General features: G+C 32.5%; 19 protein-coding genes. 6 read left to right on the top strand and 13 right to left on the bottom strand.

Annotated elements, in window-relative coordinates:
- Positions 1 to 223: 223 nt before the first annotated feature.
- The 12 genes from HNR33_RS09040 to HNR33_RS09095 all read right to left on the bottom strand — a co-directional run bounded on the left by HNR33_RS09040 (position 224) and on the right by HNR33_RS09095 (position 16,385).
- Positions 224 to 664: a flavodoxin gene (locus tag HNR33_RS09040; RefSeq protein WP_429082554.1), complete on the bottom strand. Its 441-nt coding sequence runs from the start codon at positions 662 to 664 to the stop codon at positions 224 to 226.
- 27 nt (positions 665 to 691) lie between these two features.
- Positions 692 to 1,288: a DUF3793 family protein gene (locus HNR33_RS09045; protein WP_429082557.1), complete on the bottom strand. Its 597-nt coding sequence runs from the start codon at positions 1,286 to 1,288 to the stop codon at positions 692 to 694.
- Between the two features lie 363 nt (positions 1,289 to 1,651).
- The gene (locus tag HNR33_RS09050; RefSeq protein WP_429082560.1) at positions 1,652 to 6,550 is read right to left on the bottom strand and encodes an Ig-like domain-containing alpha-2-macroglobulin family protein; all 4,899 of its coding nucleotides are present in this window, start codon (positions 6,548 to 6,550) and stop codon (positions 1,652 to 1,654) included.
- Between the two features lie 165 nt (positions 6,551 to 6,715).
- A complete protein-coding gene (locus HNR33_RS09055) occupies positions 6,716 to 7,417 on the bottom strand; it encodes a DUF1700 domain-containing protein (RefSeq protein ID WP_429082562.1) in 702 nt (233 codons plus the stop codon).
- On the bottom strand, positions 7,418 to 7,762 hold the full coding sequence (locus tag HNR33_RS09060; RefSeq protein ID WP_429082563.1) for a PadR family transcriptional regulator: 345 nt from the start codon (positions 7,760 to 7,762) through the stop codon (positions 7,418 to 7,420).
- A gap of 217 nt (positions 7,763 to 7,979) precedes the next feature.
- Positions 7,980 to 8,573 (bottom strand): LysO family transporter, encoded by a 594-nt coding sequence (locus HNR33_RS09065; RefSeq protein WP_429082564.1) that lies wholly within the window; start codon positions 8,571 to 8,573, stop codon positions 7,980 to 7,982.
- Positions 8,563 to 8,874, bottom strand: a complete 312-nt coding sequence (locus tag HNR33_RS09070) for a LysO family transporter (protein ID WP_429082565.1) — start codon at positions 8,872 to 8,874, stop codon at positions 8,563 to 8,565. The genes HNR33_RS09065 and HNR33_RS09070 overlap by 11 nt, the downstream gene beginning before the upstream one ends.
- Before the next feature lie 12 nt (positions 8,875 to 8,886).
- Positions 8,887 to 11,982 carry a beta-galactosidase subunit alpha gene (ebgA, locus tag HNR33_RS09075; RefSeq protein ID WP_429082567.1) on the bottom strand — a complete coding sequence of 1,032 codons (3,096 nt, stop codon included), beginning with the start codon at positions 11,980 to 11,982 and terminating at the stop codon, positions 8,887 to 8,889.
- Between the two features lie 21 nt (positions 11,983 to 12,003).
- The gene (gene galE, locus HNR33_RS09080) at positions 12,004 to 12,990 is read right to left on the bottom strand and encodes a UDP-glucose 4-epimerase GalE (RefSeq protein ID WP_429082568.1); all 987 of its coding nucleotides are present in this window, start codon (positions 12,988 to 12,990) and stop codon (positions 12,004 to 12,006) included.
- Between the two features lies 1 nt (position 12,991).
- Complete coding sequence (locus tag HNR33_RS09085) at positions 12,992 to 14,167, bottom strand: galactokinase (protein ID WP_429082569.1); 1,176 nt, start codon at positions 14,165 to 14,167, stop codon at positions 12,992 to 12,994.
- 5 nt (positions 14,168 to 14,172) lie between these two features.
- Positions 14,173 to 15,144, bottom strand: coding sequence for a galactose-1-phosphate uridylyltransferase (galT, locus tag HNR33_RS09090; RefSeq protein ID WP_429082571.1), 972 nt, complete (start codon positions 15,142 to 15,144; stop codon positions 14,173 to 14,175).
- A gap of 11 nt (positions 15,145 to 15,155) precedes the next feature.
- Positions 15,156 to 16,385, bottom strand: coding sequence for an ROK family transcriptional regulator (locus HNR33_RS09095; protein ID WP_429082573.1), 1,230 nt, complete (start codon positions 16,383 to 16,385; stop codon positions 15,156 to 15,158).
- 392 nt (positions 16,386 to 16,777) lie between these two features.
- Here HNR33_RS09095 and HNR33_RS09100 point away from each other — a divergent pair, with 392 nt between their 5' ends.
- The 6 genes from HNR33_RS09100 to ric all read left to right on the top strand — a co-directional run bounded on the left by HNR33_RS09100 (position 16,778) and on the right by ric (position 22,269).
- Complete coding sequence (locus tag HNR33_RS09100; RefSeq protein ID WP_429082576.1) at positions 16,778 to 17,938, top strand: ABC transporter substrate-binding protein; 1,161 nt, start codon at positions 16,778 to 16,780, stop codon at positions 17,936 to 17,938.
- Positions 17,939 to 18,014: 76 nt separating this feature from the next.
- Entirely contained in the window at positions 18,015 to 18,908 is an 894-nt protein-coding gene (locus tag HNR33_RS09105; protein WP_429082578.1) for a branched-chain amino acid ABC transporter permease, read from the top strand.
- A 3-nt stretch (positions 18,909 to 18,911) separates the two neighbouring features.
- On the top strand, positions 18,912 to 19,970 hold the full coding sequence (locus HNR33_RS09110) for a branched-chain amino acid ABC transporter permease (RefSeq protein ID WP_429082580.1): 1,059 nt from the start codon (positions 18,912 to 18,914) through the stop codon (positions 19,968 to 19,970).
- A complete protein-coding gene (locus tag HNR33_RS09115; protein ID WP_429082582.1) occupies positions 19,967 to 20,728 on the top strand; it encodes an ABC transporter ATP-binding protein in 762 nt (253 codons plus the stop codon). The genes HNR33_RS09110 and HNR33_RS09115 overlap by 4 nt, the downstream gene beginning before the upstream one ends.
- Positions 20,729 to 21,436, top strand: coding sequence for an ABC transporter ATP-binding protein (locus tag HNR33_RS09120; protein WP_429082585.1), 708 nt, complete (start codon positions 20,729 to 20,731; stop codon positions 21,434 to 21,436).
- A 116-nt stretch (positions 21,437 to 21,552) separates the two neighbouring features.
- Positions 21,553 to 22,269, top strand: a complete 717-nt coding sequence (ric, locus tag HNR33_RS09125; RefSeq protein WP_429082586.1) for an iron-sulfur cluster repair di-iron protein — start codon at positions 21,553 to 21,555, stop codon at positions 22,267 to 22,269.
- A 34-nt stretch (positions 22,270 to 22,303) separates the two neighbouring features.
- Here the strand turns inward: ric and HNR33_RS09130 are convergent, their stop codons facing one another.
- On the bottom strand, positions 22,304 to 23,173 hold the full coding sequence (locus HNR33_RS09130; RefSeq protein ID WP_429082588.1) for a hypothetical protein: 870 nt from the start codon (positions 23,171 to 23,173) through the stop codon (positions 22,304 to 22,306).
- Positions 23,174 to 23,271: the final 98 nt, after the last annotated feature.

Here is a 23,271-nt window from a genome sequence, read left to right on the forward strand (position 1 = left end):
CATTTAAAAAGTATTTTTATCTAAAATTTGATTATCTATAGACAAACTTTAGATATATTCTACCAAAATTATACTACAAAACCATATGACAATAAATAATCATGTTAGCTTTAATAAGTTTAGTTATAAAAAATGCTCTTTCTGGATTTAATTTTATTTTATTTTTCTCCAAAAAAAGCATTATTTTCATTTATATACACTTATATTTCAATATCTAGCTTTCTTAGCCTCTCTTATACAATGCTAATTTTTTTCCTAACTCTTCGCATTTAGCCTCGTCTTCACCCTCTGGAGTTAACTTAACTATTAATCCATCATCAATTAAAGTTGCACCATAGCTTCTCATCTTATCTTCCCAATCTCTTATCCATTCTCCATCTCCCCAATCATATGAACCAAACAGTGCAATTCTTTTATTACTAAAATCTACCCCTTCAAGAGAATCTATAAATGGCTCCATAAAGCTTTCTTCGAGAACCTCATTTCCCATAGCTGGGCAACCAAAAGCCACAGCATCTGCTTTTATAACGTCTCCTTTTGTAGCTTCTTCAACACTTATAATATCTACTTTATTGTCATTCAAGCTTGCTCCCTTTGCTACTAAGTTTGCCATTAATTCAGTGTTTCCTGTTCCACTCCAATAAATTACTTTAACATTTTCCATTACCTATCCCTCCACTTTTTTAAATTTTTAAATATAAAATAAAATATTTTCTGGTTTATTATATTTTAGTAGTTCTTTTATCATTTTTTTTGCGTTTATAATACTATTAAATTTTTCATCTGATATTTTAGGATCTCCATATACTCTCCATCCATTTACTTTAGTAAGCTTCAAAGAAGAATGTCCTATAAATCCCATAACATCCTTAAGTGGATATCCCAAGAATATTCCTATTTCATCAGGAATACGTCCATTTTTCATTTTCGATATGATATATTCTAAATAACTGTCCATTTTATATTCATCTGGATACCCAAGACTCTTAAGAAAATAAGTGTTTCTATGATCTTTTAAACAGTTATCTAAAACCATCGGATTGTAAAAAAACACTTTAATACTACTTTGATTATATGAAAATATTTTATAAGAAAGCTTATTACATTTTTTCATGCAATTTTTGACAATGTTTAACTTATTTGATGCCTTTTTATCACATATAGGCAAACTTATTAGTTCAGATGGTTTAGTTCCATATAACAATGGTCCAAGATTTTCCACAAGCCATGTTATAAATTTATCATTATTGTTTTGCTTTAATATACATTCTTTACATGAATTTTGCATAATATTGTCTCCCCAATATATTGATAATTATTATTTATTGATAATTATCATTTATTGATAATTATTATCAATATTATGTTACCATGATATTCTTATTTTGTAAATAGTGATATCATAAAATAATTTTTTCCCTAATATAAAAATAAAAAGATTCCTATAGAAGCATTAATATATTAAAGAGACCTTTTTTGAAACCAATTTTACGCTGAGAAATTTAGGACTTTCTTATAGGTTATAAAAAAATTGCCAACCTATAAGATTTTTATAACGATCTCATAAACTTGGCAATTATAATAAGCTATTTATTGAATTTTTGATTTTTTCTTATTCATTAATATCTACATGATATTTATTTTGAAAGCTTTATTCTTTAATTATTATCCTTTGCTGATCTGCAACACCTAGCGTATCACTCATATAATGTTTCAAAATAGCATAATCTGATGTATATTCTCCTGGACTTACAGCTCTTGCATAATATACAATACCATCCTTTGGCTCTCCTTTTTTATAATAGTATCCAAAAGTTACCTTCTGACCGTTTCTGTCGTTTGGATACCATCGTCTGTCTCCATAGTTGAAGTCTTTAACGTATCTTAGTCCTGATGGCAGAATATCAGTTACTTCATAATATCCATCAGGGGCAGTTTCTGAGAATTCAGGTGTCAAAACAATTTTTACTAAGGTTGAATGCTCAAAGCTGTCAGTAAGCTTGCCTAAGCTAGAATAGCTTCTTGATAAGGATATATTATCATCTTTATCGCTAATGGCATCTATAACAGAGCTCATAAAACTGTTAGCAACTTCTACCTCTCCTTCTATATCCTTAAACTTAATACTATTAACTTCTTCAGGCTTTAACAGCAATTCACAGGTCTCATTGTTTGATAATGTAACTTTTTTCTCTATACCATTTAATGCATAACTAAAACTTACTTTTTGTTCTTTTGCAGGTTTATCATTCGCAACGCAAATAAGCTGCTCTAAATTTGTTAATATATCTTTTGCTTGATTTTGCACTACATATTTAAACAAAGCATATCTATCATTCATTTTCAATTTTGTTGAAAGAACTGAAGCTAAAGAAGTTGCCTCTAAAATATCATCCTTGTCACCATCAACACTTACATAACTACTAGTTCCACTTGATTTACCATAATTATTTATCAATTTGTTATACATTTCTTCTGCTTTAACTGTATCTCCAAGCTCAAACAGTGCAACACCAAGTATTAATTCATCCTTAACACTCAAATCTGGCTCTTCAAGTAATCTCTCAATATCAATCAAAACAGGCTCATCCAATACTGCTAACCCCCAGTATGCATAGAATACATCGTCCTTTGTAGAGTTTTGATTATTAATGATGTTATAGAAATATCCCTTTAACCCATTCTCATCAAATAAATCTACTGCCAGTGAAGCAACTTTAGCTGATAAGCTTGGTTCACTATCAGAATAAGGCAGAAGTGCGATACCGCCATCGTTCAACTGATATTTACTAAGCTCATCATCTTGAATATATCCTTCTGTATTATTATTCTTATTTAACATACTTGTAGCCATAATCCTAGAAAGCTGCTGGTCAACTCTTTCTCCCCATGTATTCTTTAGAGATGTAAGTGAATTATAATAGAGTGCACTACTTTTATTATAGAATTGAAGTCTTGTGAGTCCCTTTCCGCTTTCAAATTCTATATTCTTATTTAACCTCTGATAATTTGTTTTAATAACCTCAAGTGTAGAATCTACAACTTCAAATTCCTTTCTAATCCCATCATAGTATCCATTACTTCGTGCTTCTATGGTAACTGCATACTTGCCTTCATCAAGGCCTTTGAGTCCTACATTTGCATATTCGTTGCCCTTAGCAATTTTATTAAAGCTTTGTATATTACCCTTCTGATCTGTTAGTAAAACTGTGTAGCTTACATCATCCTTTTCACCTAACTCTGTTCCAAAGCTTCTTAAGGTCATATAAGGACTATCGTCCTTCATATATTTGTCAGTCATGATAACATTAACAAAGAAGGGAAGCTTAGCATTTATATTCATTCTTCCATTTCCAGCATATAAGTTTTTTGTTATACCTTGATATGTTATTCTCCAAGAGGTCAGATTATCTGGAAGCTTAAAGCTTATTGAAGCTTTTCCATTGTTATCTGTTGTCGCCGTTTTAAAAATTGCAGTATCTTTAAAATCAGTTCTTAATGCCTCATTGTCACCTTCTCCACCTTCAGCCATTCCTCTACCATACAAATTTATTTCCGTATATGAAACATAATCCATAATCATACCTGTTCCATAACAGTAATTATATATTGACCGTAGAGTATCTACATATTGCTCCCGTACTGCAAAAAATGCTTCATCAACAGCACTTATATTGACGTCGGCTTTTACTGGTTTGCCCTTTAAATCCTTAGTGCTTATATCGAGTTTAACAGTGTCCCCCGGTTTATATTCTATCTTATCTGTGTTGATGTCTATATTGATTTGCTTTTCCGTATAGTCATATAATACTTGCTTTAATCCAGCCTTATATATGTTTTCCCCATCAAAATATACTCCTCTGATATAATAATTTGGTATTAAATCTTTTTCAAATTCAAAGCTGTTTTTCACATTGTCAGAAATCTCAAATGACTTTAGTCCATCCTGTAAAACAAGATATAGCATTTTATCTCCATCCGATTCACTTACATCTTTATTCATGTATTGGAGCTTTAGTTTAACATCCTCACCTGTCCTATAACTATCTTTATTACTATCTGTTTCTACGATATTGTATTTATTTTCGAAATATGGATCATAAATATCATAGATACTTATGTATCTGCTTTCTGTAATGGCATTCCCTCTTGTGTCTTCTCCAAATACTTCGATATAATAATTTTTTTCTTCTTCTAATGGGATTTCAAATAAGTAAATACCACTAACAGTTTTAGCATCTATCTTTTTAATCAACTTGGATTTTTCAGTGTAATCATATTTTTTATATATCTTTTTATTTACAAAATCATAATATTCTCCAACTTCATGTTTTTCATAATATCTTTCATATATTTTAACTTTAAGGTTTCTATCTATTGGTTGGCCTTTAAAGATATCCTCATAATTCCAATTGTCCTCTTTTTCAATTTTCTTATTTATATCTATTTTGTTAGTCTCAATGCTTACTTGTGCAGCTGTTTTGTCTTCAGATATCTGCATCTTTGTATTAATCATAATATCCTTAGGAAATACTTTTATGCTTTCGTCAATCCATACTTCCTCGTCTTCTGCTTCTGCATTTTGAATATTCATATATATATTTTTTGGACGCCAGTCAACAGTAGCTATGTCAGGCTTATATTCAAATTCTACAAAACCATTTGTATCACAATTAAGAGTACCTGATTTACGCTTACTTTCTCTGCCACTATCTTCATAATAATGATAATCTAGCTTTAGACCTGATACTGGAGACTCTTCAAAAAAGTTTGCATTTATTTTCAACTTAGAGGTATCCCAAGCAAAAATATTTTTCTTATCAAATTCAGCCTTTACTTTATATGCAGGCTTAGTATATTTGGCAATCTCAAAGTATTTCTTAGATATGACCTCATCATTAACTTTTAGTTCTATAGAATATCTACCTGGCATAAGGTTTGTAAATTCAAAGCTCCCATCATAGCAGCCAAATTCGTTAAATATCACTTCTTTTTTCTCTACTTCAAGATTTTTGTCTCCATAGTCTGAACTATTTAAATATAACACTCCTTTTTTAGGTACATCTAAATGGTCTCTAGATTTTACCAGTCCCCATATGTTTATTTTATCATCAGGAAGATATAGACCCCTATCCATATATAGATATGTCCAATATGAAGTGTTATCTATGTCTCCATAATAATCATCAAAGTAATAGTGTTGATAATCATAGAAATCCGGTATTACCCTAACAAAAAAGCTAGGTCTTTCAGTTTTATCTATTTTAAAATAAGCTCTGTTAAATGGCTCTTCAATTGATACACTATCTTCTATAATTGCAATACCTTGTTTATTAGTGACACTATGCTTTTTATCTCCTGCAACAAATACTTTAGCTGATTCTACAGGCTTGCCTGTAATGCTATCATTAACCCATATTAAGTTCTCTTTCTCTCCTACCATTGCATAAACTGCTAAATCATTGACTTGAATATGAGTTTGATAGTTTTCATCATTATGTATTACATTTATCAAATAATCTCCTTCACTTAAAGGTTCAGGTAATCCTATAAACGTACTATTCCAATAGTTTTTATCAGCACGCATTAAAGTTGTGTTAAATCCTAGTATTTTATCTAGCTTGTTTAGATCTAGCGCAACCTTTATATCACTTTTTTCATGCCAGCTAAATTTACAGTCATCTATTTTAATAATGTTATCTATAAAATCCTGTTTTTGCTTATACTTATACACTTCAATGTTCAAATCCTTACCCTTGAATGTCTCACTGGCATATACTTCTAGATACGAAATGTTCTTTGAAGTTACGTTATACATTTCATCTGAAAATCTAAAAAAGCTGTTGAATCTATCTGTCTTTTTTTCTGTCTTAAACTTAAAAATATATTCTTCACTAGTTTTTTCTGTGCTGTTTTTTAGTTTTATGCCAGGCTTAAGCTTAACAGTATATACAGTATTTTCTTCGAGACCCTTATGTATAAAAACAGCAGTGCCTTTATGATATTCAAATCTTCCTTCTACCTTTGGAGTAATCTCAAAATAATTATCTATCGGCTCAATGTCAGAATAGCTGAATTGTATTTCTATACCTGAATTGATTGGAACATATGTACCTTTATCTCTAGGAAGAGATCGAACAACCTTAAACTCTTTTTTTGTTTGGAATGCCCATGAAAGCTCTCTATCACCTTCATTTTTTAACGATACTTTATAAAGACTATTTGGCGATAAAGTTTCATTAAAGCTGATAATAAACTCTTTGTCAGAAACCTTTTTAACATCATATGGCTTACTCGGCATAATAGAGAGTAACTTTTTAACATCTGATAATTTCACTGGATCTCTACAGAGCAATTTTAACTCAGAATTCAAATTCATTCCCGCGCTATCTGCAGATAGTGCAACAATGTCAAAGTTTCTATCTATGGGAATGATTTCTATATCAGATGAGGTCCTATCTAAACTTCTACCTCGAACAGCATAATATATCATTCCAGTAACAATTACTAATAATAACAATAATACAGCCCACTTTTTTTGATTACTCATATCCTCTCAACTCCCCTGAATCTTTTCTAGAATATTATACATATACTTAGACTATTTTCCTGCTATTTTGTTCCATTATATGCAAAAAAATAAAAAAAGTCTATTACCACAATCAATGGCATAAGACTCTTCTTCTCTCTTTGCAATGATTTTTACTTCCACGATTTATCTAATAAATAACTTTAACATCTTTAAAGTCATGCTACCGATTCTAGGATATATCTTTCGTACCTCATTAACAAATACTTCTTTATCTACAGGGAATTTCATCAACACATCACCAGTACCCTTTGTTTCATAAGCTCCTAATATACCTTTTACTGTGTCTCCAACAGCTATATTAGCTTGAGCATAAGCCCCTATAGCAAAATGCTTTGCAATTGCCATACCACCTATCGACATGTAGTAACTAATGGTTGCACCACCTAAAGCAATTCCTAATGATCCTGCAAATCCACCTAGAGCAATCAACAACCCTAAAGAAAATCCTCCTAATGACAATAATCCTATAGAAATACCACCAACACTTACAACTCCTACTGAAATTCCTCCTACTGCAATAATCCCTCTAGCAAATCCATTTCTTCTGTAGTTTATGTGAACTAATGGCCACCCAAATACTCTAGTTTCTGAAATATATTCATATTCACTTCTATAATCTTCCTTTATACTTAGATTCTCTCTAAACTCCTTTGCCACCTCATGTGGATCTCCTAAAAGCTTCCACGGATCATTTTCTCCTGTTTCTTGCGATTTAACTTGTATGTGACTTAATAAATCTTCTTTTATCTTTTTTCGAGTCTTTCCATTACACCTAATATTATTTACAACAGAATTGATATACCTTTCATAGCATGATTTTGCCATTTATTTCCCCTCCTCGTCTAGCAAACTTTTAGCCGCTATTAAGAATTCATTCCACTCATCAATATAGACATTTAAAACAGCGCTGCCTTTTTTAGTAATTTTATAGTATTTTCTTGGCACAGTTCTTTTAGCAGGATCCTTATTCCAATAGCTTTCAATTAGTTCTTCATCTTCAAGTCTATATAGTATTGGATAAAGTGAACCCTCCTTAAGTTTAAAATATCCTCCACTCTTATCTTCCATAATCTGAATCATTTCATATCCGTACATATCTTGCCGGTTTATAAGCTTTAGTATAAGAATCTCTAAAACACCTTTTTTAAGCTGTTTACCAATTTCACTCAAGCTTACACCTCCTATTGCATAGTATTTAGTATTACTAAGTATATTATTACACTAATCATTTAAGAGTGCAAGTGTTTTTTTGATAATGCATATAAAAAAAGAAACCAAGGTCTTCTATATCCTGGTTTCTTTTTGAGTTAAAAAGTAAACTATATTTATTTTACATTAACTATTCACATAATAAGTCATGAGACCATCACCTGCGTCACCTAAATCATTAAAGTTTTATCACTATTGATACTAATATCGGAACTGCAGTTGAAAGTATTACTCCATTTATGAAAGAAACTATGGCTGTTTCTGGATTTGTTGAGCTTGATATTAATGGCAAAGAAGTATCCATTGATGTAGCTCCTGCTGGTGCTATGCTTTCAAAATCACCGATATACTTAGCTATTATAGGTATAATCAACAATGCTATTATCTCTCTTGTAACATTAGAGATAAATGCCAATGCACTTAGCTTTGCAGAATAAGTCGATAGCATCATGGACGATAGTGAATACCATCCTAATCCTGCTCCAACTGCACCTGCTTCATTCACAGGTAGTCCTAAAAATAATCCTGCTATAATACTGCCGCCAATACTTCCTATAATAATAGCTGCTGGGATTAACAATACTTTAAACCCTATTTTTTTAATTTTTTGAAGTACGTCTTTATTTCTGCCAATATCTATTCCAACAAAAAACAACAGCAAACAAAGTCCAATGTCTATAATGTAATCAGTGTATTGAAGTATATCTCCTGGCAGTAGAAAATACCCCACACCTACTCCTACAGCTACTGATAATATAATCCTAAGGCTCATTATTTCGAACCTCCTTTTCTCCATTTCTAACTATAAGTTTTTTTGCAAGCTTAACAAGCAATACACTAAATGCTATGGTGAAAATAGATATTATTACAGCTTGAAAGCCAAGTTCGAGAAAAGAAGAAATGACCTTATCATCAAGTCCCATTCTTACTCCCATAATAAACAGTAGAAACAATAGACATATAGTTTGTATAATATTTAATTTAGACTCTAGCTTTTTACCACCAAGCTCCTTGTATCCAGCTAAAGCCCCTATGAGTAAGATTCCCAGATACAATAATAATCTTGTACCCATCCTTGCTACCTCCTATTCTCTACTTAATTTTAAAGGTGTGATACCATCAACAGAAAAAGCTTTAAATACTAACCCAAATTTGAAGCTTTCAGCAGAAAGCTTATACTGAGGTAGCTGCTTAGGTCCACAGCTTCCACTGCCTAGTCCTAACTGCTTGTAATCAATATTCAATGTTACAAAATCTCTGGGCCGAAGCTCATTCATATGCTTTGCTTTTTCTAAATCTTCAACGGTAAACCTATGTGTACTAAATTCAATATTCTGCTTTCCTTTTACAAACAGTCCTATTCCTCTTTCTTCTGTTATAGATAGCCACTTTACATCTGTGTGATTACCATTTTCTTGAGGATAAACATATGGAGTAAACATTTCATCTACTGTACTTTTATATAACCCTATTTTGTTTGCTCTTTTGCTATCACAATAATTTTCTCCAGGACCTCTTCCATACCACTCTACAATGTCAAAGTCACGAGGTAGCTCTAGGTTAACTCCAATTCGAGGAATTGAATCAGGCAGCTTTCCAATAGACTCTCCCTCTACCTCAAGCTCTATAGTTCCATCTCCATAGATTTTGTAGTTATAACTACACTTAATACTCCAGTTAAGTGTAGGAGGTGCTATAGTTACTCCGACATTTATCTCAGCAGAGTTACTATCTATAGCTTTAAAAGCTACTTCATCTATTCTGTGCTGAAGCCTATCTAGATAATTTTTTCTCCATTCTTCAACTAAATACATATCATTATCTATCGCTGCACGCCAGAAGTTAAGTTTTGGTCCCCTACTTACTATATTTACACCATTATACATTATTTCTTCGACCATTCCATTAAACTTATTGAACGTTATGTTGAAGTTATATCCTTCAAGCTTAATATATTTTCTATCCTCACTGTGATTTAAAGGATATCCATAATATTTCTTATCAGTTTTGATTACTTTATTTTCTATAGGAAGCTTAAACTGCTCTGAAGTTATTTCATATCCATTTTGAGCCCAAACAGTATCATGTGCTAATGTAAAATAAATGTTTAACAGATATTCTTCACATGATATTAGTTCATCAGTACTATAAGGAATTAAAATATTTTTTGACATTCCAGCTTGGATATCTGGTAGTTCAACAGTGCCACTTTGAATAACCTGTCCATCTCCTATTATACTCCATGAACAGTTTAAATGGTCAAGTGTTATAAAATCATAAAGATTTTTAACGTTTATTTCTCCACCGTGAAGATCAATAAACTCCACTTTAACAGGTTCTATTACCTTTTTATATTCTAATAATCCTGGCGAAGGCTTATGATTTGGATAAACAAGCCCATCTATGCAAAAGTTAGAGTTGTTAGGATAGTCGTTAAAGTCACCACCATAAGCAAAATATTCTCTTCTATTCTCATCATATTGTCTTAACCCATGATCATTCCATTCCCATACAAATCCACCTTGAAGTCTCTTATACTTATAAAACGTATCTATATACTCAGTAAGTCCTCCAGGCCCATTTCCCATAGCATGTGCAAACTCACAGATAATATGAGGTTTATCTAGTCCTTCTTTTCGTCCATGCTCTTCCATTTTTTCAACAGACGAGTACATAGTGCTATAAACATCACTTACTTTTGCTTCAACATCACCTTCATAGTGTACAAGTCTTGTATCATCTATCTCTTTACACACTTTTGCCATAGCTTCATGGTTACAGCCGAAACCAGATTCATTACCTAAAGACCACATTATAATGCAAGGATGGTTTTTATCTCTGTGAACCATTCTCTCCATTCTATCTACGTAAGCCGATTCCCAATTTGAATCATTACTTATAATATTAATATCACCTATAAGTTCAAATCCATGGCATTCTAGATCAGTTTCATCTATAACATATAAGCCGTATTTATCGCATAAGTCGTAAAATCTTGGATCATTTGGATAATGTGCAGTACGTACTGCATTTATATTGTGTTGCTTCATAAGCATTACATCTTCCTTCATCCATTGATAAGGAACTGCTCTACCTAAACCAGGATGATAGTCATGTCTATTTACACCCTTTAGCATTATTGCTTTACCATTAACTAAGAAGTTTCCATCTTTTAATTCTATTTTTCTGAAGCCAACCTTTGATGCAACTGAGTGAACTTCTTTGCCATTGTCATCAACAAGAGTTATTATGAGACTATATAGATATGGTTTTTCTGCCGACCACTTTTCAGGATCTGCAACTGGTATTTCTATATCTACTATTTTGGTTTCATTCTGTCTTATATTTAATTCTGCTTCTATTTCATTAGAAACTATGCTTTTATTTATTGCATCTAATAAGTCTATCTTTATTTTATAATTCTCAATGCTTTGTACAAGATTATTATTCCAAGTTGTTTTTAATTTTAGAATACCATTCTGATAATTTTCATCTATGTCGGTTTTTACATGAAAATCATTTAGATGAACTAATGGACGTGAAATAATAGAAACATCTCTAAAAATGCCACTTAACCACCACATATCTTGATCCTCAATATAACTTCCATCACTCCATTGATATACCTTTACCGTAACATCATTTTTGCCATAATGTATGTAAGGAGTTATATCAAATTCTGAAGGAAGTCTACTTCCCTGACTATATCCAACAGGCTGTCCATTAACCCATAAGTGAAATGCACTATCTACCCCTTCAAATCTAATAATAGTTTGTTTATCAAACCAATTATTAGAGATATAAAAATCTCTTTTGTATATACCTACAGGGTTTTCTGATGGCACAAATGGCGGATTTATGGGAAAAGGATAATAAAGGTCTGTGTAATGAGGTTTATCATACCCATTGAGCTGCCAATGAGAAGGCACTACAATTTTATCCCAATCCTCAGTATTACAATCAATATCATAGAAGTTTTCTGGAATATCATATGGATTATTTGAATAATAAAACTTCCACATACCATTTAACAGCTGGAACCAGTTAGAGTTCCCTCTTTCTAGTGTTAAAGCTGAATTCTTACTCTGGAAATATATAAAATAACTCCTGTTAATTAGTCTATTTCTATGAAGCATATTATTATTTTCCCAGTCATTAGTAGATTTCATTTGATTTTTCATCACCTTTACCGCCCCCTATGCTTATTTTCTAAAACCATTTGGATTGTTTTTATGCCAGTTCCAAGCTGTCTGAATGATTGCTCCAAGATTATCATATTTTGGTGTCCATCCTAGCTCAGCTTTAATTTTATCCGACGAAGCTATAAGTACAGCAGGATCTCCTACTCTTCTTTGAGCCATCTCTGTAGGTATGCTGTGCCCAGTAATCATCCTAACCGTATCAATTACTTCCTTAACTGTAATTCCACTTCCGCTGCCTAGATTATATAAAGAACTATCTCCACCATTTCTCATTTTCTCAAATGCTAATATATGAGCCTGCGCAAGGTCAGAAACATGAATATAATCTCTAACACACGTTCCATCCTTTGTGTCGTAATCATCTCCGTATATTAGTATCTTTTCTTTTTTGCCTAAAGCTACTTGAAATATTATAGGTATCAGGTGTGTTTCTGGAATATGATCTTCTCCAATTTTCCCGCTTTCATCTGCACCTGCTGCATTAAAATATCTAAGTGCTGTGTATCTAATCCCATAGCCTTTATTAAACCACTTCATCATCTTTTCCATACTCAGCTTTGTCTCACCATATGTATTGGTCGGTTCTGTTTTATCACTTTCCAGTATTGGTATGTTTTCAGGTTCTCCATATGTAGCTGCTGTAGATGAAAATACTATTTTATCAACTCTCTTTTCCTTCATTTTGTCTAAAAGCATAAGAGTACCATACACATTATTATGATAGTATTTGAATGGGTCATTCATACTTTCACCTACTAAGGAATCAGCAGCAAAATGTATAACACCCTCAATATCATTTTCTTTGAACACCTTATCTAAAAACTCTCCATCCCTTATATCTCCAACATAAAGCTTACCACCTAGTACTGAATCCTTATGTCCTTTGTAAAGACTATCGACTACTATAACTTCTTCGCCCTTATTTAAAAGCTCAAGTACAGTGTGAGAACCTATATAACCTGCTCCTCCAGTAACTAAAATAGACATTTTAGTCCTCCTTTATCTGTTTTACTCCATCTCCAATATTACACACATAAAAATCAGCATCATGACCAAACTTACTCCTATACTTACTTCCAACAATCCTTTTATAATCATCAACATTTGCCTTAAGCACAAGTGATACTGTACATCCACCAAAACCAGCTCCAGTCATTCTAGACCCCATTACTCCATCAACGCCTAGTGCCGTATCCACTAGTAAATCTAGTTCTCTACATGATACTTGATAAAGTTCTCTTAGGGATTCATGTGATTCAGTCATCAGCCCTCCTAGCTTATCAATGTCATGGCTTTTCAATGCTTGAACTGATTTTAACACTCTTTCATTTTCATTTATTACATGAAATGCTCTATTTCTTGCTACATCATCTTTTATTAAATAGCTATAGCTATCAAAATCTTCTTTACTTAGTTCACTAAGATTACTGATATCACAAAACTGTGTTTTCATGTATTTTACAGCAATCTCACATTGCTGTCTTCTTGTGTTATACTCAGAATCTACAAGTTCTCTTTTCTTATTGGAATTGCTAATCACTATCCTATAATCTCCAATATCAAATGGAACCAGTTCATAATCTAAAGTATTACAATTGATCAGTAATGCATGGTTTTTCTTCCCGAGAGATACAACAAACTGATCCATTATGCCAACATTCACCCCAATAAATCGGTTTTCGGATTCTTGTGCAATTCTTGCTATTTCTACTCTATCAACATCATAGCCTTCATATGTCAGAAGCCCAAAGGCTGTAACTAGCTGTATCGAAGCGGATGATGATAACCCTGCTCCATTTGGTATATTGCCGCAATATAGTATGTCGTAACCGTTAAGCTCATATCCTCTTTTAGCAAGATGATAGATAATACCTTTTGGATAGTTTGTCCATCCATGACCTGTATCATATTCAATATTATCTAAAGAAACTGATCGTTTAAAAGAGAAGTTATTAGATGAAAAATTAATGATTCTATCGTTTCTTCTTCTGATGACCATATAAGTCCCAAAATCTAAAGCAGCAGGGAAAACAAAACCTCCATTGTAATCAGTATGCTCACCGATAATATTAACTCTGCCTGGTGCAAAATAAACCTGCATGCTTTCCTTACTTTTGCCATAAAGCTGTTCAAAGTCATCTAATAAATAATCTAAGTTTTCCATACTAATCACCTTCTCTCTAAGAATCTTCTATAGGCTTCTTTTAATTCTTTTGCTGTTTCTTCTACAGCTTTTGTATTGCATGGAGCCCATGCTCCTGTTTCTGATGAAGCGTTATATTTCACTTTATCTTTTGATCTCATTGGAGGATAAAATTCTATATGAAAATGATAATAATCATCTACACTCTCACTATTTACTGGCGCTTGATGTATCGCCATCATATATGGGAATTTATAATCAAATAATGAATCAAGTGTGCCAGTAGTGTCTTTCAGTATTTTTGCAAGGCTGTTTTTCTCTCTTGAATTTAGCTGAGCTATGCTGCTTTTATGATTTTTGCTGACAATAAATACTCCATAAGGATAGTCAGTAAAAAACGGAATATATGTAATGAAATCTTCATTCTGTATTATTACTCTTTCTTTGAATTTGATTTCTTCATCATTCATTTTACAGATTAAGCATTCATTGTTAGTTTGGAAATATCTTTTGCAGTTATCAAGCTCTGTTCTTATTTTCAACGGTATATATGGATAAGTATATATTTGCCCATGAGGATGCGGCATTGTTACACCTACAAGCTCTCCTCTGTTTTCAAAAATAAATATATACTTATGTTTAAAATCTTTTGACAGTTCTACTGTCCTTTCAATCCACAAATCAACAAGCTTTTCTATATGCTCTACACTAAGCTCAGGTAATGTAATAGTATGTTCGGAAGAATAAAGTATGACCTCGCATTTGCCATATGCTTGTTTTGTCTGATAAAGCTCTGAACCTACGTTATCTGGCTGTGGAGGTTTCTGTGACAACGCTGGAAAGTCGTTATCATACTTTAATACTTCATATTCATCTGGTACTTTGCCAGAGCCTGGACAAAATGGACACCAGTCTTTAGGCATATCAGGCCTATTTTGTCTATGAGATGCAACCATAGTCCAATCATCTAAAAGTGGGTTATATCTCAGTTCAGCCATATTTATCACTCCTAACTTTTTAAGTTTGGTTTTGGACTCTTAAATAGTTCTCTTAATACTAATGTAGCTGCTCCAATTAAACCACAGTTCTCACCAAGTCCTGTCGGTCCTATGAAAGTATTTCTCGCATTATGTGACATTGCTTTATGAAGTACAGTTTCTTTTATTGGATCAAACAAAAATTTTCCTGCATTTGATACTCCACCGCCAATTAGTATCATCTCAGGATTTAATAAATTTACAATTACAGCTACACCTAATCCAATATACTTTCCTGTTTCATTCAGTACTTCTACAGCTAGCTTATCTCCCTCTAGTGCTGCATGATAAATTACAGCACCGTCGATTTCATCTAGCTTACCATTAACAAAATCAACAGCGATAGATTTCTCCCCATATTTAATTTTTTCAATAAACCTATCTACTATGGCTATCCCAGAAGCCGCAACCTCTAAGCAGCCGTAGTTACCACAGTTGCATTTAGGTCCTCTATTCATTACGTTTATATGACCTATCTCACCAGCACCAAAGCTTGAACCTCTGTAAAGTTCTCCATTCAGAAACATTCCTGCTCCTATTCCAGTTCCAATATTTAAGCATACGAAGTTAGATGCTTGCTTTGCACTTCCAAACCATTTTTCTGCTAATGCCATAACTCTTACATCATTGTCAACAATTACTGGTACAGAAAACTCTCCTTCAAAGTATTCTTTGAAGTCTATGTCATGCCAATTAAATGCTGGAGCATAAATTGATATGCCTTTATCATGATTTACCAGTCCATGTATTCCCATCCCAATACCAATAATTCTTTCAATATCTTCTTCATTTTCTGGCATAGCACTAAGTATAGATTCTTTAATAGTTTTTAGTACATCAGCATACGAACTATTTGTATTAAATGGATTTACAACTTTTTTAACTATTTCTCCTTCTATATCAATTAGAGCAGTGGAAACTTTTGTTGTTCCCATATCTACTCCTATAACATAAAATGCTTTAGGATTAAGCTCCAAAAGAACAGGTTTTCTTCCTCCACTTGACTCCCCTATACCTATTTCTCTAATAATATTCATGTCGATTAAATTTCCAACATTATTTGAAACAGTTGCTCTATTTAGCCCAGTTATTTTGGATATGTCTGCTCTGGATATAGGTTCATTATTTCTAATTATTTGTAATATAGTTGATGTGTTAATTTGCTTTATTAAGCTTTTGTGCGCAATTTTAATTTTACCCATGTCTATCAACCTACTTTGTTTTATGATTAAACTAAGTATGTATTTACATACCTATACATACATTTTTAGCTTATCATCCTCATATATTCTGTGTCAACCTAAATATCTAATATTCTGGGTATGATTAATTATCCTGACTGTTCGTGCAATATTATCTTAAGCATTTCAGCTATTATCGACTTAGTTTATATATTATACAAAGTATTAGTAATGTATCTTATGTGCAAACATGTAATATATTTTTATATATACTAATAGAATGAATTAAGACAACTTCCTAAATATATTTTATATTTTTTTGCTTTAAAGCAGGAAAGTTGTAAAGCAACGTAGAATTATATATTAAATTTTTATTAATTTTTTGTAATACTTATTTAAAAAGGAGGAATATAATGAAACGTTCAGTAGCTATTTTTTTGGTTATGTGTTTGGTAATATCAATGGTCGCGGGTTGTTCAGCAAAAAACACATCAAATCAAGCTGAAAATGGGGATGTAATAAAAATAGGTGTATTTGAACCAATGACTGGTGCTTCAGCAGCTGGTGGAGAAATGACTGTAGAAGGCATTAAGTTAGCTAACGAAATGTTTTCAGAGGCTCTTGGAAAAAAAGTTGAAATCATAGTATTAGATAACAAATCTGATAAGGTAGAGGCAGCGAATGCAGTAGCAAGACTAATAGAAAAGGATAAAGTGAATGCGATAATAGGAAGTTACGGAAGCTCACTTTCTATGTCTGCCGGGGATCTAGTTAAACAAAATAAAGTCCCTGCAGTTGGATGTTCACCTACTAATCCTCTAGTTACATTAAACAATGATTTTTATTTCCGTGTATGTTTTATAGATCCTTTCCAAGGAACTGTAATGGCTAATTATGCAGTTAAAGATCTAAAAGCTAAAAAAGCTGCTATTATCCAAGACGTTACACAAGACTATTCTGTTGGACTAAGCAAGTTCTTCGTTGAGTCGTTTAAAAAGTTGACAAACGACGAAAATAGTATTGTTGAAATCAGTTCATACAACACAGGTGATCAAGACTTTACTGCTCAGTTAACAAACGTTAAGAGCAAAAACCCTGATGTTATATTCGCACCTGGAAACTATGGTGAAAGTGCATTACTTATAAAGCAAGCTAGAGAGTTAGGCATAAATATTCCAATATTAGGTGGGGATACTTGGGAAGCTCCTGAATTCTTAGATATCGGTGGAGATTCTGTTGAAGGTATAGTATTCAGTACACACTTTACTGCTGAAGCTCCTGTAACTGATATGTCCAAAGATTTCCTAGAATCATATAAGAAAAAGTATAATAAGGATGCTAATGCGTTTGCAGCTCTTGGATTCGATGCTTATCTAGTTATACTAGATGCAATTGAAAGAGCAAACTCTGCAGCTCCTGTAGATATACAAAAAGCTCTATCAGAAACTAAAAACTTCATGGGCGCTACTGGAATAATAAATCTAGACGAGAATGGCGATGCAGTTAAGAGTGCTGTAATAAACCAAGTTAATGGTGGAAAATTTAAATATTTAACTACTGTTGAGCCTCAATAGAATAAAAAGTTTAGAAACTTCCAGTATTTGCTGGAAGTTTCTAATTACACTAATCCTAAGGTTAGGAGGTAATAATATGAGTTTTGAGCTGTTTTTTCAGCATCTGTCAAATGGAATATCATTAGGAAGCTTATATGCTCTAATTGCTATTGGCTACACAATGGTATATGGAATACTTAGACTTATAAACTTTGCTCATGGAGATATATTCATGATAGCAACATATGTAGCTTTTTATGGAATAATGATCTTTTCTCTGCCATGGCCATTGGCTTTTATTATTGCAATTTTACTTACTGCTTTAATAGGTATGGGTATAGAAAAAACTGCATATAGACCGCTAAGAAATTCTCCACGTATTTCGATTCTTATTTCTGCTATAGGAGTTTCTTTTTTTATAGAGAATCTAGCAGTAGTTGTTTTTGGCGGAAGACCTAAGGCTTTTCCAAGACCAGAAATGTTTGATAAAGTATTAAACATAAAAGGCGTCTCTATCACAAGTCTTTCTTTCTATATTCCAGTTATTACATTAGTACTTCTTTTTGTACTAGTATATGTTATTCATTACACTAAAACAGGAATGGCAATGAGAGCAGTATCAAAAGACTATGAGACAGCCAGGTTAATGGCTATAGATGTAAATAAAATAATTTCTCTTACATTTGGTATAGGTTCAGGTCTAGCTGCTGTAGGAGGTATAATGTGGGGACTAAAGTTTCCTCAGATTCTTCCATTAATGGGTGTTATGCCAGGACTTAAATGTTTTATAGCAGCAGTTGTAGGAGGTATAGGAAATATTAAAGGAGCAGTTTTAGGTGGCTTCATACTAGGTATAGGTGAAATAATGCTCGTAGCATTTTTCCCTTCTTTAACTGGATATAGAGATGCATTTGCTTTTGTACTGTTAATCTTTATATTACTATTAAAGCCAACCGGCTTAATGGGCCAAAAAATTGCGGAGAAGGTGTAAGTTATGAATACGAAAAAATTAAAGTATACCTTAATCTCATTAGTTGTTTTTATTGTATTTTTGATATTAGCAAATCTTTTTATGAATCAATATCAACTTAGAATACTTAATTTATGTGCTATATATGTGATCTTAGGTTTAAGTCTTAACTTAGTAAATGGCTTTACAGGTCTTTTCGTTCTAGGACATGCAGGCTTCATGGCTGTAGGAGCATATACCACTGCTCTACTTACTCTTTCACCAGAAATGAAAGCATCAAACTTCTTTATTAAACCAATAATTGCACCACTAGCAACTATACAGCTTCCATTTCCAATTGCATTATTAGTTGCAGGATTAATGGCAGCTATTGCTGGATTTATAATAGGTGCACCAGCACTTAAGCTGAAAGATGATTACTTAGCTATTGCTACACTTGGCTTTGCGGAAATAATTCGTGTTGTATTTACTAATACTCAGTCTATTACAAATGGAGCATTAGGATTAAAAGGTGTTCCTGTACTTACTAACATTTGGTGGTCATGGGGTTTAGCTATTCTTACAATACTATTTGTAGTGAGAATTGTGAAAAGCAGCTATGGAAATGCTTTTAGAGCTATACGTGATGATGATATCGCTGCTCAAGCAATGGGAGTTAACTTATTTAAGCATAAGGTTATATCTTTTATGATAGGTGCTTTTCTAGCAGGTGTTGGTGGAGGTTTACTTGGGAATCTATTAGGTACAGTTGACCCAAATATGTTTAGATTTTTGTTAACATTCCAGATCCTTTTAATAGTCGTACTTGGCGGCAGTGGTAGCATAACTGGAACAGTTATTTCAGCAATTGTTGTAACTGTAGGAATGGAGGCATTAAGAGTACTTGATCAAGATATAAACTTAGGATTTACTGTTATCCCTGGTATATCTGGAATGCGTATGGTTATATTCTCTGCACTACTACTTATTGTCATATTGTTTTATCAACAGGGTCTTATGGGTAACCGTGAATTTTCATGGGACTATATAGATATTGTTAAGATAAAACTGCGTAAATTGATTAAGAAGGATGTGGAAGCATGAGTTTATTAAAGGTTGATAATATTACAATGAGATTTGGTGGACTTGTTGCTGTTTCTGATTTTTCACTACAAATGGATCAAAATGAAATAGTCGGCTTAATAGGCCCAAACGGAGCAGGCAAAACTACTGCTTTCAATATGATAACTGGAGTTTACCAACCATCTGAAGGAAATATATATTTTGAAGATACTAACCTAGTAAAGAAAAAGCCTGATCAGATAACAAAGCTAGGTATAGCTAGAACCTTCCAAAACATCCGTCTTTTTAAAGAAATGACTGTACTTGAAAATGTGCTAGTTGCTAATCACCTAAGAATTAAATCTGGATTATGGTCAGCAATACTTAACTTGCCGTGGTATAGCTCAGAAGAAAGAAAAATGTATGATAGATCTATGACACTGCTAGAAAGCGTAAATCTTGCTGATGTAGCAAATGAAAAAGCAACTTCATTGCCTTACGGAAAACAAAGACGTCTAGAAATAGCTAGAGCATTAGCTACAAATCCTCGGATTCTACTTCTAGATGAGCCAGCTGCCGGCATGAATTCTCAGGAATCTATTGAGCTTATGGATTTTATAAAAGAAGTACGGGATAATTTTAATATTTCTATTCTAATGATTGAGCATCACATGCAGGTAGTTATGGGGATATGCGAAAGAATAATAGTTCTAGACCACGGAGAAACAATAGCTGAGGGTGTACCTAAGGAAATTCAATCTAATCCTAAGGTCATAGAAGCGTATTTGGGGGTGGATTAGATGCTTAAAATAGAAAACTTACATGTGAATTATGGAGGTATCCAAGCACTTCAGGGTATAAACATTGATGTTTCTGAAAACAAGATTGTAACTTTGGTAGGAGCTAATGGTGCTGGTAAAAGCACTACTTTAAGAAGTATAGTTGGCCTGGTAAAGAAAACAGAAGGAGCTGTTCATTACAACAACGAAGATATAACAAATAAACCAACAAAGGAAATTGTAGAGTCTGGAATTACACTTGTACCTGAAGGAAGAAGAGTGTTCCCTGACCTTACTGTAAAAGAGAACCTGCTTTTAGGAGCATATTATAGAAAAGACAAGGTGCAAATCACTAAGGATTTAGATTGGGTATATGAAATATTTCCTAGACTTAATGAAAGAGTATGGCAAAAAGCAGGTACTTTGTCTGGAGGCGAACAGCAGATGCTAGCTGTTGGAAGAGCTCTAATGTCAAAACCAAAGCTGATTATGATGGATGAACCGTCATTAGGTCTTGCACCAATACTTGTAAAAGATATATTTTCTATTATTAAAGAAATAAAGAATAATAATGTATCTATATTGCTGATAGAGCAAAATGCTAAAGCAGCTCTTGAAATTGCTGATTATGGATACGTACTAGAAATAGGAAAAATCGTAATGCAGGGTGAAGGAAAAACCTTACTTCAAGATGAAAACGTAAAGAAAGCATATTTAGGAGAAGTATAATCATTAAAGCTCTAAGTTTAAACTTAGAGCTTTTTTATTTGATTGTAATCACATATTTTATAAGTAATACGGTTTATAATAAAGACACAAAGATTATGATAGAAGGAGGAGTCAAAATGACAAGAGTATTTAATAAAAATCAAAAACTTGGTGAAATAGCTGCTGTGTTCCCTAAAGCAACTGAGACTTTTATGAAACATGATATTGATTTTTGCTGTGGTGGTGATAGAACACTTGAATTAGCTTTAAACGATAAGGGTCTTGATATTGACATGATATTAGATGAGCTTGATAAAGCTTACACCGAATATAATGCTATAAAAAATGATGATATAGATTGGAGAAATTCAGATTTTTCTACTCTTATAGATTTTATTGTTAACAAGCATCATTCATTCATGAAAAAAGAGCTTCCTTTAATCGATACCTTAGTAAATAAAATTTTGAAGGTGCATTTCATTGATAATGGAGAAGTACTAACAAAAGTTCATAAACTATTTGGTCAGTTAAAAACCGAGATAGAAACTCATCTCATTAAAGAAGAAGAAGTACTATTTCCGTTAATTAAGCAATATGAAAAGACTCCATCTGATGAGCTTTTAAATAAGATAATAAATGTAATGAATGAAACTGAAGATGAACATGATGCTGCTGGTGATATATTAAAGGAATTGAGAAAAGTAACAAATCAATATGAAGTTCCTCCTACAGGATGTAACTCATTTAAGCTGACTTATGAAAAACTAATGTCTGTTGAAGTAGACTTATTCCATCATATTCATCTTGAAAATAATATAATGTTTGAAAGATTAAAATCATTACAATCTGATTAAAATGGGTAAATAAGCCATGAGTAAAACTCATGGCTTATTTATAGTCTATATACATGTATGATGTTGCTTTTATCCTGTTTATAATAAATTTACCTTCCTGGTATTTCCTTAATGATATCATCACAGCAACTGTATCAGAATTTGCAATCCCTGTAATTCTAGTATATCCCTCTAGTTCATATGTTCCGTCTTTATCATAATCTACTGGTCTCAATAGCTGATATCCGCTTGCATTTATTCCTACTGGTCTGAGTAGCTTACCTTCTTTATCATATACATCGCCAATGTATCTAGGTTTTTTTGCTGAAAGATCGATTATTATTGTACTATTTGTTTCTGCATTGTTTATATCTGCCTTAAAACCATCAATAAACTCTCCTTTAAATTCAACCCCCCTACTAAGTTCTTCTAGTGATATAATCGTATCTGGATTATTGTCAACAAATGAATATATTCCATAACTAATAAAACCTCCACTGCCCCCTGTTGGACTTTCTAACAATACATCCTTTATCTTATCTCTATTGAAATCTCCTAAAAAAAGTCTATTTTTATATCCTCCTGAGTTCTTTATTGATAGCTTGGAGTATTTATCAGTATTGCCATCCTTTACAAGGATATCAAGATTCTCAGCATAAATTGCTTCTTTCGACTCTTTATCACCTATCAATAATACTGTGTCTTCAACATTATCACCTGTTACATCACCTTTTTTAATGTCAAGTATATATTTCCCTGTTATACCAAACTTCTTTAGCTCTATTTTATCGTTTATTTTAAAGTCATCGTTAATTATGTTGATTACACTTGCATCATCATTTGATAATATAATACCCGAAAGTAATATTAATCCAATTCCTGCTATTATTAATGCATAAAACTTGATATTTTTGATTATAATCACACTCCTCAAATAGCTTCTTACAATATTTCTATTCTGTTATTTTTATAACTATGATTGTAAGTTTTCAAAAAAGTTTATAAAATATAAGTATTCTTAAG

The organism is Brassicibacter mesophilus (assembly GCF_050433385.1).
GTDB lineage: Bacteria > Bacillota > Clostridia > Tissierellales > Proteiniboraceae > Brassicibacter > Brassicibacter mesophilus.

Bases quoted from the DNA above. Each gene is read 5' to 3' on its own strand.
- HNR33_RS09040 (WP_429082554.1), bottom strand. From the start codon at position 664: ATGGAAAATGTTAAAGTAATTTATTGGAGTGGAACAGGAAACACTGAA.
- HNR33_RS09045 (WP_429082557.1), bottom strand. From the start codon at position 1,288: ATGCAAAATTCATGTAAAGAATGTATATTAAAGCAAAACAATAATGAT.
- HNR33_RS09050 (WP_429082560.1), bottom strand. From the start codon at position 6,550: ATGAGTAATCAAAAAAAGTGGGCTGTATTATTGTTATTATTAGTAATT.
- HNR33_RS09055 (WP_429082562.1), bottom strand. From the start codon at position 7,417: ATGGCAAAATCATGCTATGAAAGGTATATCAATTCTGTTGTAAATAAT.
- HNR33_RS09065 (WP_429082564.1), bottom strand. From the start codon at position 8,573: ATGAGCCTTAGGATTATATTATCAGTAGCTGTAGGAGTAGGTGTGGGG.
- HNR33_RS09070 (WP_429082565.1), bottom strand. From the start codon at position 8,874: ATGGGTACAAGATTATTATTGTATCTGGGAATCTTACTCATAGGGGCT.
- ebgA (WP_429082567.1), bottom strand. From the start codon at position 11,982: ATGAAAAATCAAATGAAATCTACTAATGACTGGGAAAATAATAATATG.
- galE (WP_429082568.1), bottom strand. From the start codon at position 12,990: ATGTCTATTTTAGTTACTGGAGGAGCAGGTTATATAGGTTCTCACACT.
- HNR33_RS09085 (WP_429082569.1), bottom strand. From the start codon at position 14,167: ATGGAAAACTTAGATTATTTATTAGATGACTTTGAACAGCTTTATGGC.
- galT (WP_429082571.1), bottom strand. From the start codon at position 15,144: ATGGCTGAACTGAGATATAACCCACTTTTAGATGATTGGACTATGGTT.
- HNR33_RS09095 (WP_429082573.1), bottom strand. From the start codon at position 16,385: ATGGGTAAAATTAAAATTGCGCACAAAAGCTTAATAAAGCAAATTAAC.
- HNR33_RS09100 (WP_429082576.1), top strand. From the start codon at position 16,778: ATGAAACGTTCAGTAGCTATTTTTTTGGTTATGTGTTTGGTAATATCA.
- HNR33_RS09105 (WP_429082578.1), top strand. From the start codon at position 18,015: ATGAGTTTTGAGCTGTTTTTTCAGCATCTGTCAAATGGAATATCATTA.
- HNR33_RS09110 (WP_429082580.1), top strand. From the start codon at position 18,912: ATGAATACGAAAAAATTAAAGTATACCTTAATCTCATTAGTTGTTTTT.
- HNR33_RS09115 (WP_429082582.1), top strand. From the start codon at position 19,967: ATGAGTTTATTAAAGGTTGATAATATTACAATGAGATTTGGTGGACTT.
- HNR33_RS09120 (WP_429082585.1), top strand. From the start codon at position 20,729: ATGCTTAAAATAGAAAACTTACATGTGAATTATGGAGGTATCCAAGCA.
- ric (WP_429082586.1), top strand. From the start codon at position 21,553: ATGACAAGAGTATTTAATAAAAATCAAAAACTTGGTGAAATAGCTGCT.